13 protein-coding genes are annotated in these 17,459 nt (G+C 37.8%); 4 read left to right on the forward strand and 9 right to left on the reverse strand.

The genetic code is table 11. The features are described from left to right. Positions 1-25: 25 nt before the first annotated feature. The 4 genes from I6F49_RS04495 to I6F49_RS04510 form a co-directional block, all read right to left on the reverse strand. Positions 26-748 (reverse strand): SapC family protein, encoded by a 723-nt coding sequence (locus I6F49_RS04495; RefSeq protein WP_166419035.1) that lies wholly within the window; start codon positions 746-748, stop codon positions 26-28. A 23-nt stretch (positions 749-771) separates the two neighbouring features. Continuing rightward, positions 772-2,325 (reverse strand): tryptophan halogenase family protein, encoded by a 1,554-nt coding sequence (locus tag I6F49_RS04500; protein WP_197139631.1) that lies wholly within the window; start codon positions 2,323-2,325, stop codon positions 772-774. Positions 2,326-2,405: 80 nt separating this feature from the next. After that, the gene (locus I6F49_RS04505) at positions 2,406-5,177 is read right to left on the reverse strand and encodes a TonB-dependent receptor (RefSeq protein ID WP_197178693.1); all 2,772 of its coding nucleotides are present in this window, start codon (positions 5,175-5,177) and stop codon (positions 2,406-2,408) included. Positions 5,178-5,428: 251 nt separating this feature from the next. After that, the gene (locus tag I6F49_RS04510) at positions 5,429-6,196 is read right to left on the reverse strand and encodes an IclR family transcriptional regulator (RefSeq protein ID WP_165727465.1); all 768 of its coding nucleotides are present in this window, start codon (positions 6,194-6,196) and stop codon (positions 5,429-5,431) included. A 235-nt stretch (positions 6,197-6,431) separates the two neighbouring features. On the opposite strand from I6F49_RS04510, the gene I6F49_RS04515 reads away from it, so the two are divergent. Next, entirely contained in the window at positions 6,432-7,205 is a 774-nt protein-coding gene (locus I6F49_RS04515; protein ID WP_007378079.1) for a phytanoyl-CoA dioxygenase family protein, read from the forward strand. Between the two features lie 77 nt (positions 7,206-7,282). Next, the gene (locus tag I6F49_RS04520) at positions 7,283-8,386 is read left to right on the forward strand and encodes a 6-bladed beta-propeller (protein ID WP_197178695.1); all 1,104 of its coding nucleotides are present in this window, start codon (positions 7,283-7,285) and stop codon (positions 8,384-8,386) included. Between the two features lie 234 nt (positions 8,387-8,620). Here I6F49_RS04520 and I6F49_RS04525 read toward each other — a convergent pair whose 3' ends face one another. Further along, on the reverse strand, positions 8,621-11,086 hold the full coding sequence (locus I6F49_RS04525; RefSeq protein ID WP_197178696.1) for an agarase: 2,466 nt from the start codon (positions 11,084-11,086) through the stop codon (positions 8,621-8,623). A gap of 500 nt (positions 11,087-11,586) precedes the next feature. On the opposite strand from I6F49_RS04525, the gene I6F49_RS04530 reads away from it, so the two are divergent. Then, positions 11,587-12,582, forward strand: a complete 996-nt coding sequence (locus I6F49_RS04530; protein WP_197160968.1) for an alpha/beta fold hydrolase — start codon at positions 11,587-11,589, stop codon at positions 12,580-12,582. Positions 12,583-12,718: 136 nt separating this feature from the next. Here the strand turns inward: I6F49_RS04530 and I6F49_RS04535 are convergent, their stop codons facing one another. Continuing rightward, positions 12,719-13,147: a hypothetical protein gene (locus I6F49_RS04535; protein WP_007586178.1), complete on the reverse strand. Its 429-nt coding sequence runs from the start codon at positions 13,145-13,147 to the stop codon at positions 12,719-12,721. 663 nt (positions 13,148-13,810) lie between these two features. On the opposite strand from I6F49_RS04535, the gene I6F49_RS04540 reads away from it, so the two are divergent. Beyond that, positions 13,811-14,197, forward strand: a complete 387-nt coding sequence (locus tag I6F49_RS04540; protein WP_007586180.1) for a YkgJ family cysteine cluster protein — start codon at positions 13,811-13,813, stop codon at positions 14,195-14,197. Here the strand turns inward: I6F49_RS04540 and I6F49_RS04545 are convergent. The 3 genes from I6F49_RS04545 to I6F49_RS04555 all read right to left on the reverse strand — a co-directional run bounded on the left by I6F49_RS04545 (position 14,168) and on the right by I6F49_RS04555 (position 17,459). Then, complete coding sequence (locus I6F49_RS04545; protein ID WP_166418992.1) at positions 14,168-14,509, reverse strand: hypothetical protein; 342 nt, start codon at positions 14,507-14,509, stop codon at positions 14,168-14,170. The two genes, I6F49_RS04540 and I6F49_RS04545, sit on opposite strands and share 30 nt — an antisense overlap. Positions 14,510-14,707: 198 nt before the next feature. After that, a complete protein-coding gene (locus tag I6F49_RS04550; RefSeq protein WP_231615032.1) occupies positions 14,708-16,459 on the reverse strand; it encodes a beta-agarase in 1,752 nt (583 codons plus the stop codon). Between the two features lie 181 nt (positions 16,460-16,640). Next, entirely contained in the window at positions 16,641-17,459 is an 819-nt protein-coding gene (locus I6F49_RS04555; RefSeq protein ID WP_165727460.1) for an alpha/beta hydrolase, read from the reverse strand.

Raw genomic sequence — 17,459 nt, forward strand, 5'->3', positions numbered from 1 at the left:
TAAGTAACGCTAATTAATAAAAAACTTATTTTAAATCGTGTAACCATTTTACTAATTTTTGAACATGTCCGCTCGAACATATAATTAGATGACAAGCTTGTATGTAACCCATTGAGTGCAGAACGTTTAGTGTTTCTGCAGATAGTTGTTGTAGTGTATCTGCGGCAATAGAATACAAGCCATTGTAGCCTTGTGTTTTGCCATTTGGTTGAGTGATGTTTAGCTGCACTGCTTCAATTAAATCGTGTTTTAGTAAGGTATTGATAAACGCGGTTGTGCGTTCGCCGCCGTTCATAAGCTTAATTAGCTGCTCACTCACATTAGTTAGATAAGCAGTTGGCTCTGAATTTTCATCAAATAATTGTACCCCTTCGCTATTACTTACTCTTGGGTGCTGCTCGTTAATTGTAACGGCTAACTGGGTTTGCTCACTATTATTTGAAAGCCTATTACCTACGCCTAGCTTAAATGGTTGTCGCTGAATGTGTAATGGCACGTAAGTAGCTTGCCAGATATCCTTTTGTAAAAATAGATTTTGTCCCTCATCAAAACCGGTTAAAGCAAACAGCTCAAATTGCCCAGTCTGATTATTTTTCATAAAATAGACTGGGTAGTCTAATGCAAGTTGAGAAAGCTCATCGGCAACAACCGGAATGTAGTTTATTGCCTCACCGTACTGTGCACCTCGCTCAGTTTTAATGCGAGTGTACTTATGTGTATTTTTATCGAGTAATACTGAGTTTGTCATAGTGTGTCGCTCTTATGTTTTAACTATATTTGCTGCATACCAAATTGATTAATTTGCACTAATAATTCTTTATTTGTAGGTAATTTATTAAGTAATTTTTGGGTGACTTGCTGGTTGTTATTAACAAGCGCAATGGCCTTTTTAAAATAACTTTCTGAGTTGCCATACAGTTCGCTTGAGCCTGTAAACCCCATGCCATACATCACATATTGATAGCTTGCTGCTGGAAACACTTCTTGTGAATGATCAAAGTGGTTATCGCTTGGTGTATGAAATTCCCAAAGTGATAAGTTATCTTTTAAGCTTTGTGGAATAGTACTTTGATGACAGTGCGCTTGCCAAAATGGGCTGTCGGTTCGTTTACTCAACATATAATGCAACTTTAAAAAGTCGATTATTCGCTCCCATCGATAACTAAATGTGCGGTTAAAACGCTGCGCAGTTATATTCATTACATGCCTATTGGCCGGAAATTGCTGGGCAACAAAATTGGCTGATATTTCTACCAGTAATAAAGCAGAGGCTTCCAGTGGCTCCAAAAAACCAGCTGAGAGGCCTACTGCGACACAGTTTTTATGCCAAAATTTTTCACGATGTCCTGGTTCGAAACTAAGCTTTTTAACTTTGTATTCGCTTTGCTGATCTTTATTAATATTTAAGTAATCAAATAATTGCTGCTTAGCATCTTCATCACTAATGTGTTTACTAGAGTACACATGCCCTACTCCACGGCGTGTTTGTAACCCTATATCCCAAATCCAGCCAGATGTTTGTGCTGTAGATAAAGTATGCGAGCATATTGGTTCGTCATCTTTGTATGGCATGTGTATGGCAAGCGCACTATCAGCAAATAATACATCTTTACAAGATTTAAACCCCACCCCTAAGTTCTCACCTAGTAATAACGATTTAAAGCCACTGCAATCAATAAATAGATCCCCAGCTATCTCTATTTTATTATTAAGGCTAACGCTTTTAATATCGCCATTTGTGCAATTGTTTACACCGACGACAGTGCCTACAATGTGTTTAACATTAAGATTATTAATGCAGTGGTTTTTTAAGAATGTAGCGAATAAGCCTGCATCCAAGTGATAAGCATAATTTGCTATTGCACTAAATTCGGGTGTGGTGATTTGTTTGGGAGCTAATCCGCTTTCGCATATTGATTGCTGCGCACTTACATACTGGGCAAAAGGAAGTTTTGGCTCGTTTTTAGTTAGCCAACTAGTAGCTAAGTTATGTTCATACATCCCTGTTGGTAGTTCAAGCGGGTGATAGTAATAGTCGTCCTCTTCACCTGTAATCCATTTGGCAAACTTGGCGCCTTGTTTAAACGACACATTACACTTTTGAATAAACTCACTCTCACGTATTCCCATATCTTTAAGGGTTCTTCGCATAGTAGGCCACGTCCCCTCACCTACTCCCACTGTTGGAATATCAGATGACTCTAACAGCGTAATATTTATTTTTTTACTGTGATGCTTTTGTAAATAAGCTGCAATTATTCCTGCACTTAGCCATCCTGCTGTTCCACCGCCAACTATTACTATTGATTTAATATCATCGTTCATAGCAACCTCGTTAGTTAAAAGGCAAAAACGACAGCGCTGAGCTGTCGTTTTGTATTATTTGTCAAAAACTAACTTATCATTTACCATTTAGCACTTAAGCCAATGCTAAAGCGCGGACCATATTGCTCAGCAGATACTAATTGCTCTGCAAAACGACCATGGCGGCGTGTTGTTTCATTAGTCAAATTAAGTGCATCAAAGCTAACACCCAAGGTGTCGTTAATGGTGTAATTAAAACTAAAATCTAGCTGACCGTACGCCTCTGTAAATGTAGGCTCAGTTCCCAAAGACAGTAAGAAATCATCGCGCCAGTTATAGGCTAAACGAACTTGGTAATCATCGTTTTCGTAAAAGCCGACCAAATTACCTGAGTCGCTTAGTCCTGCTAGTGCAATTGTTTGGTCAAAATCATACGGTTTAAACGATTCATCGCTATTAACTATCGTATAATTAGCAACGACGCCAAAGCCTGTATCAGGCACCATGTACTGCGCATTTAATTCCCAACCATCTACTTCACGATTTTGAAGATTATCTGGCGTTGCAATATCAAATTTAACAATCGGGTCTGACGCTTGGCTTAAACATGCTGGGTTAGGTGTATCTGAACTATCAGGACAACCAGGGCGGGGGTTAACACTTGGATCGCGTAACGGCTCGCCATTTACATCATTTAGCGTACCTTGCACTACGCCTGCACCAATGAAGTTTTCAACAAACTTTTTAAAGTAACCAACCGATGCATAGCTTCCGTCGTCTCCATACCACTCAACTGAAAAATCAAAGTTATCTGATGTAATTGGCAATAAGTTAGGGTTACCTTGCGATGCATTAAACGGTCCTTCAGGACGGGCATTAATGGTAGTTGATGGGAACATACCACCAATACCTGCACGGGCTAATGTACGACTATATGAAAAACGAGTTTTAAAGCCGTCATCTAAGTCGGCGCTTATATCAAAGTTTGGTAATATACGTGTATAACCACCTTCAAGCTCCTGCGGTGTTGCTGTTGCAGCAAATACAGGGCGAAGTTCTTCAGCATGACGATAGTTAAAAGCAACAACCCCAGGCTTGACTGAATAACCTGTTACATCGGTGTCTTCGTAGCGCACACCGACATTCATATCAATTGGAATATCGTTAAATTCGGTTTTAAGATCAAATGATACATATATCGCGAGCGTTTGCTCCTCAACCCCATTTGTAGAAATATTTGGCTCAATAAATAATCCTTCATCTCTGACAATATCTACAAAATCGTTGGCACTGTAAAGTGGAATAAATGGAAATAGCTGATCAGAACCTGAAAACTCATCAGCAAAGTCACCTTGTTCATCAAAGGTTAGCCCTAGGTTGTCTAGGGGAATATCGACAAATGAAAACTGCTCAGAAAGATAAGTATCAATTTGGTAATCGGTATACATTACACCAAAATTAATAGCGCTGAGTGCCCCACTCTTCAAATTCTCCCATTGTCCACTTGCATGATACTGCTTAATGGTATTTTTCATTTCATAGCCACGGCGCTGATATAAATCAGATACGATATTAGCAGGATCGTATGCACCGCCTGGCAATGTAGAGTCATCGACAGTAATACTCGGAATATCACCCGAAAAGTTAGCGCCAATTGATTTAACAGAACCCGGTACATTTTTTAAGTTAGCAATCGTTTCGGCAGTATCTCCATCAGGGTTTGAGTGCGATGTAGAGTTATGAGCGTCAAACGTAAGTTTCAATGAATCGCTGGCTTGCCACGCTAAGTTAAGGCCTAGTGAATCATTTTCTTTTTTTTCGTAGAGTTCCCACGCCCAAAAATTCAACTCATCATTTGCATTTTTAATATCAACTAACGTACCGTTGGCATCAGTTGTACCGGTTGGATTATCGAACCAAAATGCCATTTTATTGGTGTTACTAGTTTCTTCGAAGCGCGATAAAGTGTAATCCAGCGTAGCCGTTAAGTTATCACTTGGAGCATACTGTAAAACCAGCTGCGCATTTTGACGCTCGCGCTTAGTTTCAAATCGCTCCATTTCTGGCGTCCAAGGTACCCAATAAGTACCCGTTGGATTAGCTGTTGTATCAATTGCACTGCTATCTACTCCTGTGGGGTTAGCGCGATTACGTACCCAGCCTTGCGATGTACCTACGCGCTCTCGGCCACTTTCTCGCTCTGAATGCGACAGCGCAAGTAAAACACCAAATGTATCGTCTGCAAATGTTTGGCTAACCATTCCCGAAATTTCAGGTGTTAAATTAGAATCTTCAGAGCTGGTATCTAATATTCCTTTTGCATTAGCAAAGGCTTTAAAGCCATCAAAATCAAACGGCTTTGCTGTATTTATATTAATGGTTGCGCCAATCCCTCCGGAGGCTACATTCGCTTTACCTGTTTTATAAACAGACACACCCGATACACTTTCTGCTGCTATTTCTCTAAAGTTAAAGCTGCGTGAAACACCCGCCTCTTGCAATACAGAGGAGTTAGGCATTTGGCGGCCATTTAAGGTGACAAGGTTAAAACCTGGACCAAAACCACGGACACTAACTTGGTTGCCTTCATTGTTTGCACGGTCGATTGATACACCACTAATACGTTGCAGCGATTCAGCTAGGTTAGTATCTGGTAACTTACCAATATCTTCAGCTGAAATAGCATCTACCACGCCCGATGAGTCTTGTTTTATTGACGCAGATTTACTTAATGCGCTTCTAATACCAGTTACTTGGATAACTTCAACATCACTTTGTACAGTTGTCTCGTTTTCCTGTGCGGCATAACTTACAGGAGAAGTTATCAGCATTGCTGCGCAAATCGCATTTAATTTAAATTGTGTGTTAGTCATTTTTGCACCTAAATATTGTGTTTATTACGTGTAATCGTTGACGGATTATTTACGGGATGCTTATTGTTACCAAAATATTGTTAACAATTAACTTTACAATAAATTAGTTTAGCTAACTAAGTCAAACAAATTGACCATTTATTTTACAGTTAGCGTTGGTTTTTTATTCGATATTGTAAGCAAGCAGTAAAGTACTGAGACTTATGCATGATTGTTGAGCGGGTTGCTTCCTACAAAAGCGCCAGTTGGTATTAGCGCTCTAATAACGAGGTTATTTTTTTTGCGGTATTTTTAAGCTCGCTAATTACACTGTGTTTATTAGCGTGAGTGTTTAGGGTTGAGTCAAAAGAAGAAATGGTCAATGCAGCTATTAAATTTGCATTAGGCTTGCCAATTAAGACACTAAAATCGTGTACTCCGGCGATAAGTGGATTGCTTTGCATTATGTGCCCTTGCACTTTGATTGTGTTTAGCTCATTTAATAATGCTTTATAGGCGTCTTTACTAGCACTGTAAATTTCATCGTGTTCGATAAGCATTTGCCGCACTTCGTCATTACTGTTGGCTAAAAGCAGTTTACCCGCGCTTGAGCTACTAAGTGGAAATAAAGCCCCCTCTGCAATACTCAAATGCATAGGGCTTTTGCTACGCGCTTGCACTACCACCATAGCTTGGCTTTGATAAAGCATACTTAGATGACATGACTGTTCAATATTTACAGCTAGATCTTCCATATGTGGCAAGGCCGATTTTAGTACATTATCCATTGGTGAAATACTTCGCGATAAATTATACAACTTTAATGACAAATGATATCGACCAGAGGTTTCAGAGCGAATTAGATAACCGCGCTTTTCAAGCCCAACAAGTACTCTATAGACTTCGTTAGGTGTTTTTAAAATACCAGCCGCTATCTCACTTTGTGTACAAGGCCTTTTATTTTTTGCTAAAAATTCTAATATATCCAACCCCTTATCTAAAGCAGGAACTGCATATTTAGTTTTTGATTTATCGTTCATTTGTACTTATTTATGCCTTTTAAAATTGATAAACAATACGTTTGTTTATATATAAATTTAAAACTTTTTTTTAGTTTGAAATTTTCAATAATAATTTAAAATCAATAACTTAATAAAACAAAACCCATTCATATATGAATTCTATATTTTTATATAAATTACGCTTGACCTAAATGCTTAACCGAGCAATCATTGTTAACAATATACAACTGTAAGAGAAAATGGAAATATATTTATGTCACACACTTATTTAACACCACAACAAATAGCTGATTTTCACCGTGATGGTTATATTATTGTCAAAAATTACTACAGCGCTGATGAAATTGAGCTATTACAACAAACTGCTTTTAATGACGATACACTCTATGAGCGAGCATGGGACAAAAAAGACGCCGACGGCGCTGTAAGTAAAGTCTGTTTATGGCAAAAAACAGGCGACGATTTATACAGTATGTTTTCTCGCGGTCGTCGTTTAATTGAAGTATGCGAAACACTTATTGGCGAAGAGGTGTACCACACCAGCACTAAAATTATGATGAAAGAACCATTTGTAGGTGGCGCCTGGGAATGGCATCAAGATTTTGGCTACTGGCATCGTGATAACTACATGCTTTATCCAAAATCAATTAGCTGTATGGTCGCCATTAATAAAGCGACGCAAGAAAATGGTTGCTTGCAAGTACTTAAAGGCTCACATCATTTGGGACGATTAGATCACAGTAAAACGGGTGACCAAAAAGGCGCCTGTTTAGAGTTTGTAGAAGAAGCAATGAAGTACCATGAACTTATCAATGTAGAACTTGAACCAGGTGATGTACTGTTTTTCCACTGTAATTTACTGCATAAATCAAATCAAAACCGTGCTGCAGAACCTCGCTGGTCAATGATCAGTGCTTACAATGCGATTAGCAACCAACCATTTAAAGAAAACGAAGCTGTTTATTACCCTTTAAATCGCGTTAACGATGATGCTATTTTAAATTTTAAAGCAAAAGAACGCACTTAAAGTAACCTTCTAGCCTAAACCAGCTTATGCATTATAGCCCAATGCATAAGCTGGTTTTTTTATATGGAAAATTCTGTATGTTAACCTCAGAGCAAAAACACCTTATACCTCACGCTACTCCTAAAAATGACGAAGACCCGCACGGGAAAATAATTGGCCAAGGTCAATTTAAATACAAAATAGACGCCCACTGGGGGAAGTTAAACCCAAATAAATACCCTATAGAAAATTGTCATGCGATGGTGATGGACTCACAAGGGAGAATATTTATGATCACCGATAACACGACTAATAATATTTTAGTGTATAGCCAAAACGGTGAATTACTTGACGCTTTTGGAAGCTCTTTTCCTGGTGGACACGCTATAAAAATTGTAAAAGAAGGCGAGCAAGAATTTTTATACATTGTAGATAGTGGCTGGATTGTTAATCGCCACTGGGATGGTCACAGCACAGAGCAATGGGATAGCCCTACTAACAATGTCATTCCACAGGCTGGCTTTATTTCCAAAATGACCTTAGATGGCAAACTGATTTACAGTATTGGCCACCCACAAACGTGCGGTGCTTATAAACCCGAGCAACCTTTTCGTCCTACTGATATTGCCATTGCCCCCAATGGGGACTTATATGTAACCGATGGTTATGGCAGCGACTTTTTACTGCATTATGATAAACAAGGCCGCTATATAAACCATTGGGGCGGTCACCATAATGATGACGAAAATTACAATTTACACAACACCCACGGTATTGAAGTAGACTTACGCGATCCATCAAATCCCACATTAATAGTAAGCTCTCGTTTTGAGCAATGTTTAAAAGTATTTTCGTTTGATGGTAAGTACCTTGATAGAATTAGCGCTAATGGGGCATATATTGGCGGTCCCGTGTTCAAAGGCGAACTATTTTATGCACCTGTTTGCTGGTCGCATATTGACAATAAAAATGCTGACGACTCTGGCTTTATTAGTATATTTGATAAAAATAACACGCTCATAGCTAATTTAGGAGCACCGCAACCCCAGTACAAAAATGGTGAACTACAGCCGATGCAAAGTAACGGGGACATTTTTAATCACGTGCATTGTATTTGCGTAGATCAAGACGACAACTTATATGTAGGCCAGTGGAACTCCTCTAAAACATACCCAATTAAATTAATAAAACAACCATGCTAAGTTTAACGCTCTGAGAATAGTGTTTATTTTTAATAATGAGTACCTTGTACTCATTATTAAGCATAAAACTCACAGGCTTAACAGCAAAAATACACCTAAAGCCATTCCTCGCATATTTAGTATTAGTTTATTTGTATTGTGTTAGGCAGTTGTAGCGATACAAATAAAAAACTGCGAAGCTATCATATAGATAAACCCGCAGTTTGTTTATTACTAAACCTTTATTACACGTTTTTAGCGAGTAATGCTTTTACTCATTTTAAAGTTTTGTAATGTAAGTGAACTAACAGCGCCGCCAGTGTCTGGAAATGTCACTTCAATACTATTCGTTTTTGCAAGGTCGCTATAAGGTACCGGTATTTCAAGTACACCAAAGAAACGTTCGCGTCCTAACCCTCCATTAACCTGGTCGTACCCTCTAAAATCAGTAGGTACAGCGACTTTATTACCATTAACAGAAACCGTAGGTGTAAGCGACTTACCATGAGGACGACCAACACCTAAGCGTAATACTGCCTCGCCATTAGTTCCTTTATCAACGTTATTAATTGTAAAAAACTGAGTTGAGTTAGCAACAATATCTTTAACCACAGCACTTGCGTAGTGCTTAGTTTCTTGATTAATATTATTAATTATCACATTACTTTGATGACTAATTTTAATGATCATCGTTGACTCTGTGCCCAAATTAACTAAATCAGGTAATACTGTACTATCGTTATCATCAAGGACTGGTTTACCTTGAGCATCAGGATGTAAATGCTTAATGTTTACGCCAGTAACGCTATTAGAACCACCGCCTAAAACACTTAAATCAATATTGGTTGGTGAATTTTCAAGGCTGTTTAATACCAAATAAACATCTTTGCCATCAACATAAGCATCTGCTTGTATATCCAAATCACTCGCCCAGCTATCGATTCGCGTCCCTTTAATATCTGACCAAAGCTGGTAAAACTTAACCATTTCGGTGTAAACCCACTGCTCGCCGGTTTCACCTTCTCCCTCTTTAGCTTGACGTAGTAAACGCCAGTAATACGGAATGGTATCGCTTATACGGCCCCACTCTGCTTTTAATGGAATAAACGGTATGGCTTTATCAATACGGTTAGGCCTTTCCATAAAGCTCATAAGCATAGAGCTCATTGCTTTTAAACATAGCCAATCACGTTGCGGTGTCCATTTAGTGCCAAAAGACCCTTGCAGTTGCGATCCATATTCCGAAATGACTATTGGTTTAATACTCCCCCATTTATAAGCCATGTATTGCTCAACCATATCAAGAGTCGCTTCCATGTTACTACCTTTACGGTATTGCTCTTGATGTTGACCACCAGGGCCGCCTGGAAAGTTTGGAAAATCGTATAAGTGCATCGAAATAAAATCCATTTTATCTCCTGCAATATCTAGAAATGCCTTGTCGCGTTGCTTCCAATTATCAAAATAGTTTGCCCCTTTTTCATAATCAGGAAATGCCACTGTAAAACCGCCTACTTTTACATCGTTCAATGCTGAATTATTATGAACTACATCTGCAACTGAGTTATGTAGCCTAAAGATGTCATATAGACTTTCTTTGTCATAACCTTTATGAGGAAAGTCGTGTAGTTCAAATAGTGGCTCGTTCATAACTTCAAGGTATGTTGGGCGCTTTTGACCTAGAGTATCTGATGCGCCAGCTTTAAAGTACTTTTGTAAAAACTGCGCCATATAATCACCAAGCGCGGTGCCTAGTGGTTCGCCGGCAGTATCAGTTTGCGAAAAAGACCAGTTTTGGTTACCAATTTTAGTACCATCTGGGTAATAAGGGTGCTGCTGTGCTGCGACAATTAAATCACTGTTACGCCCTTCATGCTTTCGCATTGCTTTAGCTTCATCTGTGGTAATATTGGAGTAATTCCATTTAACACCGCCACCATTAGTTGTAGCCGTTACCGCACTTGCATAACCTGGTTTAGCCGAATCTTCTGGTAACTGTGTTAATTGATATTTCATGCTGCCGGTATCGCGGCCAAAATATACATCATAATTTTCTAAAAAGTTCGTCATTAAATTAGGATCAGCATTAGGCGCATTTAAACTTTGAGCATTATTTCCAAACCAGTCACTTTCGGTATTAGATGAGTGCAATGTAATAAACTTACGACGATCAAAACTATCAAACTGACCCACCGCATGCTTAGTATCAATATTAAACTGTACCTTGACTGTATCGTTACTAACGTTTGCACCGCTATTTACTTGTTGCTCAACAACAAACTTACTTTGATTTGCACCACACTGCGATTTAACAACTAAATTACTACCGTCTGATGTGTTAGTTGGTTGAACACATTTACCTCCTGATACATGCTTAATAGCATTAGCCGACGTTTTAGTAAACTTCACTCGGTTATCAAAGTCACAACCCGACCACAAAACAAGTTGCTGTCCATCGACGGGGTTTGCTAAGCCGCCAGGGTGGACGCATAAACCCGACTTAACGTGCTTTATACTCCCACCAGATGTCCAGCTAAACCCTGCTGCATCACCGCTACAGTTATTGTTTAATACTACTTGAGTACCATTTACTGCATTATCAGCGGTTCTAAAACACATTTGTGAAGACGTTTGTTTAATAACAGTGCCAGCGTGTGCATTAAAAACGCTTGAAAGTAATAGCGCGCTCGAAATCGCGCAATACAATGAGCTTTTTTTCATTTTTTGTTACCTATCTTGGTGTGAAAATTAATCCTTTGTGTAAAGGCATCGAATTCACAATCAATATAATGTCAACAATTAACTGTATGCAACAATAAATTAATGATTTGTTCAAATTTCACGCTTTAGTACCATAAATAGGCACGTGAATTTAAAGTTTAAATGAACAACATGAACACAATATTTATAGTTACAAATAATAGTCACTTATAACACACACGACAAAAAACAACCGTAAGCATATGTTACTAAATACTTTTTAATTTATCGGCATGAAATAAGTACAAGAATTAAATTTTTATATATGCACTTAGTTTTTTAAGAATATATTTTTTTACGACAGATTCGAATTGATATTTTAGAGGTTAAACTGTTAACAATTATTATATTTTATACTTAGACATTTAAGTAAATTGGAAGTTTTAATGAATGTAATTATTAAGATGGCTGGTCTAATTTGTTAATAAAGCAGTATTACCAAAACATTAACGAGTTTAGTTATGCACCCAGATATACAAAACAATCTTAAAATAAGACCTGCTCACATCGCCTCATTTATTGTGTTTTTATTAGTATCTATGTCTACACTTACCGCCAAAGTGTACGCCACAGATGCTGTATGGCCTTCAAAAACCACTTACAAATATGCAAACGTAAATGGTAAAAAAATATTTTATCGAGAAGCAGGCAAGCAACATGAGCAAACAATTGTACTTTTACATGGTTATCCGTCGTCATCACATAGCTACCGTGAGCTTATTCCTCTTTTATCAGGGCGTTATCATGTGATAGCACCTGATTATTTAGGCTCAGGTTATAGCGACCGCCCAAACCCAGAAACTCAAAAATATACATTTGAGTTACTGGCTAGATATGTTGAAGGACTACTGACAACGCTTAAAGTAAAGCGCTACAGCCTCTACATTCAAGATTTTGGAGCACCTGTAGGCTTTAGAATGCTGTTAAGTAATCCTAATAAACTTGATGCACTTATTGTACAAAATGGTAATGCGTATTTAGAGGGGCTAACCCTACCGAGGCAAGCATTTTTTAAAGCCGCGAATGAAGATAGTTCGAAAGCTCAGCAAGATAAAATTTATTCGTTCACGTCTGAACAAGCCATTATTAATAAGCAGTATTTACGAGACGTACAAAGTAACCCAGAAGTGATGAGCCCAGATAGCTGGACGCACGATCTTCACTTTTTACAAACCAAAGCCGATAGAGTAATTCAAGTGCAATTGCTACAAGATTACTACAACAACCTTCTCGACTATCCAAAGTGGCAAGCTTATTTACGCAAGTACCAACCACCAACGTTAATTGTATGGGGTAAAAACGACCCAGCATTCATAGCCGAAGGCGCTAAAGCATACTTAAAAGATGTACCGAACGCTGAACTCTATTTACTCGATTCAGGGCACTTTAGCGTTGAAGAAAAACCAGTAGAAATTGCAAAGTACATTATCGACTTTATGAATAAGCTAGCTCAATAGTAAGCCTTTTATTTTGGTTTAGTATTTATAGCGAACATAAAAAAACGCTGAGGGTATAAACCATCAGCGCTTTATTAAGCTCAAGCTAAATCCACAAAAATCACATTTAATATGGATAAGTTATACTTTTATGTATTTAACCTTCTTCTTCAATAAGCGACTCTAGTAGGTCGTGTATTTCAGCTTTAAGCTCTTTGTCTTCAATTTTATTGGCGCTGACTTTAGCATTTTGAAGGTTTTTAATAGCTTCATCTTTTTGGCCAAGCTCAAGCTGTAATGTAGCCATTGAAAAAGAAACCGACGACATGTGATCTTTGTTATTAATCGCAATCGACTTTTCTAATGCTTTTTCGTAAGTAGTAATTGCCTCTTCTAACTCTTCGGTAAAATCAGCTAAAGTTTCCCATTGTACAGGGTGATCTTTTGAGGTGTTTTCGTTTTCAATACAAATAGCTTTTAATTGAGCAAATAACGACTCAAACTTTTCACGGTTATTTTTGTTAGCCGCCGCCATTAAATCTTCTGCTAGATCATGTACCGCTTTATATACTTTTGTATTCATCATCACTGGTTATCCTTTAATGCAGCTAAACTCATTTACTCACTCAATTTAGCTAAAATGTATCATTACAGTCATTATAAAACGTATTTAAACAACTGATTTATTTAATTTGGTGTATAGCGTAATAATACATTAATAATGAACATCGCGTAGGCGTTAAACACTCTGAGATTAAACTTTATCGCAATTACTCTTGGTAAACTTACACGCTGAATAAACTTGCAACCCAATCCAACGTAAAAATGGTCGTAAAGACTTTAAGTGCAATGACAACTAAAAATAATAGGATGATTGCCGCTTTGGCTTTGCTACTTTTAAGATTGTTCCAATACAATAGCTTTGCATTAAATTCTGTTTTTAACTTAGTGACAGCCTCCTTCATAATAACGCCCTGCTTAGGTATCTGCGCTCAGCAACATTTAACAATCACACAGTTGCTCAAGCGGGGTTTGTAATATTTTTCGCTACCTTTAGAGTAAACCATTAAATAAAGCCTGTACTATATAAAATGTAACAAAGGGTTTTAACTTAAGTTATTGTATCTAACTATTGTTTACACACCCAAAAATTAAAGGAAGGGTAAATTCAGTAGAGCGTTAATAATAAATTTGGTGCTACACTAATAACTAACTTAAACTCGTTAACAGCCAACCAAATTAGCAAATTATGAAAGAATGCAACCAGTGTGGTAAATGCTGTATTAAATATGGCGGCGGCGATTTAAGCGCAACGAAAGAGGAAATAGATTTATGGGAGCTCTTTAACCCCGAAATTTATGAATACGTTAAAAACAACGAAATTTGGTTTGACCCAAAAACAGGCTTAAGACTTCAAGTGTGCCCATTTTTAGAAATTGCGCCTAAAAAAGATCCTCTCGCTAAAAATATGTATACCTGCAGTATTTACCTCGACCGCCCAGAGGACTGTCGCCACTACCCAAGCCTCATTCCTGAAATGATCAGAGACGAATGCGAAATGATTGAACCTATCGACATAAAAAATCAAACCAGGGCTCAACATAAACTAGATATACTTATGATTGATAGTCGGTAACTCTCTTTTAAACTGCAACAGGTTATTGGTTATTTTTTTATTTTTAAATAAGAGTAAACGTGTATACCAACAACCTATAGCCACAACAATAGAGCCAAAGCAAATTACAAATAAGGGTATTATAGGCTCATTCCATCCCATTGGAATAATTATAATAAATGGAGTTACACTCGCTAAAAGAACCATAGGTAAATTAAAAACATTAAATTTTTTTAATAAAATTGATATTGGTACCCCATAAACAAGTAGTGCGGGATAAACATAAAATAAGCTTCCGCCAACCATTAAGGCATCTGTTTTCTTTTCGGCCAATAGCACAAGTAAATATAATACACATAAAGATCAATCACTAATGCATACGAATTATGCCATCTATTTTTAAAATTTAATAAGACTTCTGTGATAATTAAAGATTGTCTATGAATTTAAAAAGCGGACGAATAACAACTAAGGCCACTAATAATTAGTGACCTTGCTTTTTATATCATAACAAATAGTTAGTTTTTTAAATTAAATATCATCACTGTACTCAAACGCTTGGAGCGTCACGCTGCTAACAAATCCGCCATCATCAGGATATGTAACTAATATTGTATTATTGGTTTTTAACAGTTCGTTTGGTACTTCGATTTCTAGCATACTAAATACTTGTGGGCGAAATACTTGCTCATCACCGGCATAATCGGTTGGTACAGTAACTAAAGTGTCATTTACTTTAACGATAGGTTGTTGAGCTAAATCATGCTCTCTACCAAAACTTAAACGCAATATACCTTTACCATATTCACTTATTTTTACATCGTTAATGTTAAATTTAAGCGCTGTATTGGCTTTAATTGCCTGTTTGTAGGTTGTTGCATAGTATTTATGCTCGTCAGACTCAGCAATAATTTTTATATTGTCGCTGAACGTATATTCAATAATTACTGTGGCTTCTGCGCCTATGTTAATGCTTTTTGGTAACTCATTTTTTACACCAATATTTTGTGATGTTGTTGTAAGTGTTGGCTCACCATTAGCAAAGTGCAAGTGCTTAATTTTAATGTTATTAATCGGATTGCTTGGTAGCTCTGTTAAATTTAGCAAGGCGCTATTAGCACTTGTTTCTAAATTACTGATAATTACATATGCTTTGTTATTGTTTACATAACTATCTACTAGTAAGTCGGCTTCGTTTGATTCAGTATTAACACGTGTGCCATTTACATCTGACCACAATTGATAAAATTTAATAATGTCGGTGAATACATATTCATCGCCTGTTTCACCTGTTTTTTCGTCATTGTGGCGTAGTAAGCGCCAAGCATAATCGCGTCCCTCATTACCACTCCACTCTGCTTTTGCTAAACTAAATGGAATGGCTTTAAGTATGAGATTCGGTTTAGCCATAAATTGCATCATCATAGGGCTAAACGATTTCATAGTTTGCCAGTCATTTATTGCAGTCCATGGCGTTGCTTCTGTTTTATGGTCACGCCCGCCGTATTCCGAAATCATGAAAGGTTTTACCTTACCTAGTTTAAGCTTTTCGTATTGCTCCATCATATCCATAGTGGCTTCTATACGGGCTCCTTTAAAGTTAGCAACGCCTTTATCGCGGTTTAAGTAGCCAAAGTCATAAAGGTGAATCGAAAAATAATCCATGTATTCACCGCTGGTATCTAAAAATAGCTTCATTCGCTCATCCCAACGATTGAAATTGTTATCGTCAAACCATGGAAAGGCAGTGGTGTACCCACCAATCTTAATACTTGTATTAACTTTTCGTATGCCTTGGGCTACTTCGTTATGAAAAATAAATGTATCGATAGGCTTACCGTGATGTACATCAACAAGTTCGTAAAGTGGCTCATTAAGTATTTCAAGGTATTGTGGGCGTGCTGGGCCTTTGTTCGGTCCTTGGTTGTCATTTCGATAAAATTCATTTACAAAATGTCCCATGTATTGACCCACGGCATCGGTATTAGCAAAGCTCCATTCGCCTTTGCCTTTATGATTACCAATCCAAAACTGATTAATTTGCCCGCCTATCATTACATGGGCTCTATTGTCGTATTTATGAAGCTTCGACAACGTTTTACCATAATAATCTTCGCGAGCAGTTTTGCCATAAGCAGCGATACTCTCAGGGCTTGCGTACCCTAGATTATTTGGGTTTTGCTCAACTTGAGTCGCGTAATACGGCATAGAACCGTTATCACGACCAAAGTACACATCAAGGTCGTTAAGTAAGTAGTCGAGCTTATCTTTTCCCCCTTCCAATCGGTTGTTGTTAGCATCGAGTGCATAACAATATATTTGCTTCTATCAAAGGTTGATAGGCCGTCAATACTTCGCTTTACGTTTAAATTTACGGATACTTCTGGCTGTGCGACTAAATTGCTTGATGCAGTACATGCAAATGCAATTAAAAGTGAGCTAATGACTTTCATGGGTTATTTCCTTATTTTAATTGTGTGTGAGTTTTGCTTTCTAATTGAGCAAAAAAGATCATAGTTTTAGCTACATGTTCGTGCCAATACTCCCAGCAATGGGTGCCTGCAAAAATATCGAACGTATGAGGAACATTTTCATCAACTAGCTTTTTTGCAAGCGCAGTATTAGCACTAAAAAGTACATCGTCTTTTCCGCAATCAAATCGCAGTGGCGGTAATGTCTTTTTATTCGCGCTCAATGTTTTAAACACGTCGCCTTTGTACTTATCAGTGGTTTTTTTTAGTGGCTTTAGAGTGTGTTCATCAACAAAGTGATTAAAGTCGTCAAGCTCAGTAATTGATGAATGCGCTGATATACCGCTAAAAATAGTTGGATGCTTTGCACCTAAACATAATGCTCCATACCCTCCCATTGAAAGGCCCGTAATATAAATATTTGATGAGCTCGAGCACATTGGTTGAGTTTGAATAACAGCGCTAATCACATCATCAACTATCCATGCTTCATAATCTGCATTTTTAAGTGGCAAATACCCGCTGCCCTCGGCGTGCGCGCCATCTGATGGCATCACTAATACAAACTCGTTAAGGCCACTGCTACGAAGCTGCTGATACACTTTATGTACGCCCCCTAGCTGGCTCCACACCCAGTGGCTACCATACACACCATGCAGTAATACAATTATAGGTACATTTTTATTACTGGTTGCTTCTTGGTAAATGCTTATATCACCTCGCCCTTTTAAGTGGCTGCTATACGCGGTTAGCGTTACAAAGTTATCAGCGGTGTAGCTGCTATTTGATATTTCTAAACGATGAATTGCCAT

This window comes from Pseudoalteromonas sp. SWN166 (assembly GCF_015864485.1).
Taxonomy (GTDB): Bacteria; Pseudomonadota; Gammaproteobacteria; order Enterobacterales; family Alteromonadaceae; genus Pseudoalteromonas.

Excerpts from the sequence above, each read along its gene's own strand:
- I6F49_RS04510 (WP_165727465.1), bottom strand. The coding sequence starts at position 6,196 with ATGAACGATAAATCAAAAACTAAATATGCAGTTCCTGCTTTAGATAAG.
- I6F49_RS04500 (WP_197139631.1), bottom strand. The coding sequence starts at position 2,325 with ATGAACGATGATATTAAATCAATAGTAATAGTTGGCGGTGGAACAGCA.
- I6F49_RS04530 (WP_197160968.1), top strand. The coding sequence starts at position 11,587 with ATGCACCCAGATATACAAAACAATCTTAAAATAAGACCTGCTCACATC.
- I6F49_RS04515 (WP_007378079.1), top strand. The coding sequence starts at position 6,432 with ATGTCACACACTTATTTAACACCACAACAAATAGCTGATTTTCACCGT.
- I6F49_RS04495 (WP_166419035.1), bottom strand. The coding sequence starts at position 748 with ATGACAAACTCAGTATTACTCGATAAAAATACACATAAGTACACTCGC.
- I6F49_RS04520 (WP_197178695.1), top strand. The coding sequence starts at position 7,283 with ATGTTAACCTCAGAGCAAAAACACCTTATACCTCACGCTACTCCTAAA.
- I6F49_RS04555 (WP_165727460.1), bottom strand. The coding sequence starts at position 17,459 with ATGGCAATTCATCGTTTAGAAATATCAAATAGCAGCTACACCGCTGAT.
- I6F49_RS04535 (WP_007586178.1), bottom strand. The coding sequence starts at position 13,147 with ATGATGAATACAAAAGTATATAAAGCGGTACATGATCTAGCAGAAGAT.
- I6F49_RS04525 (WP_197178696.1), bottom strand. The coding sequence starts at position 11,086 with ATGAAAAAAAGCTCATTGTATTGCGCGATTTCGAGCGCGCTATTACTT.
- I6F49_RS04505 (WP_197178693.1), bottom strand. The coding sequence starts at position 5,177 with ATGACTAACACACAATTTAAATTAAATGCGATTTGCGCAGCAATGCTG.
- I6F49_RS04540 (WP_007586180.1), top strand. The coding sequence starts at position 13,811 with ATGAAAGAATGCAACCAGTGTGGTAAATGCTGTATTAAATATGGCGGC.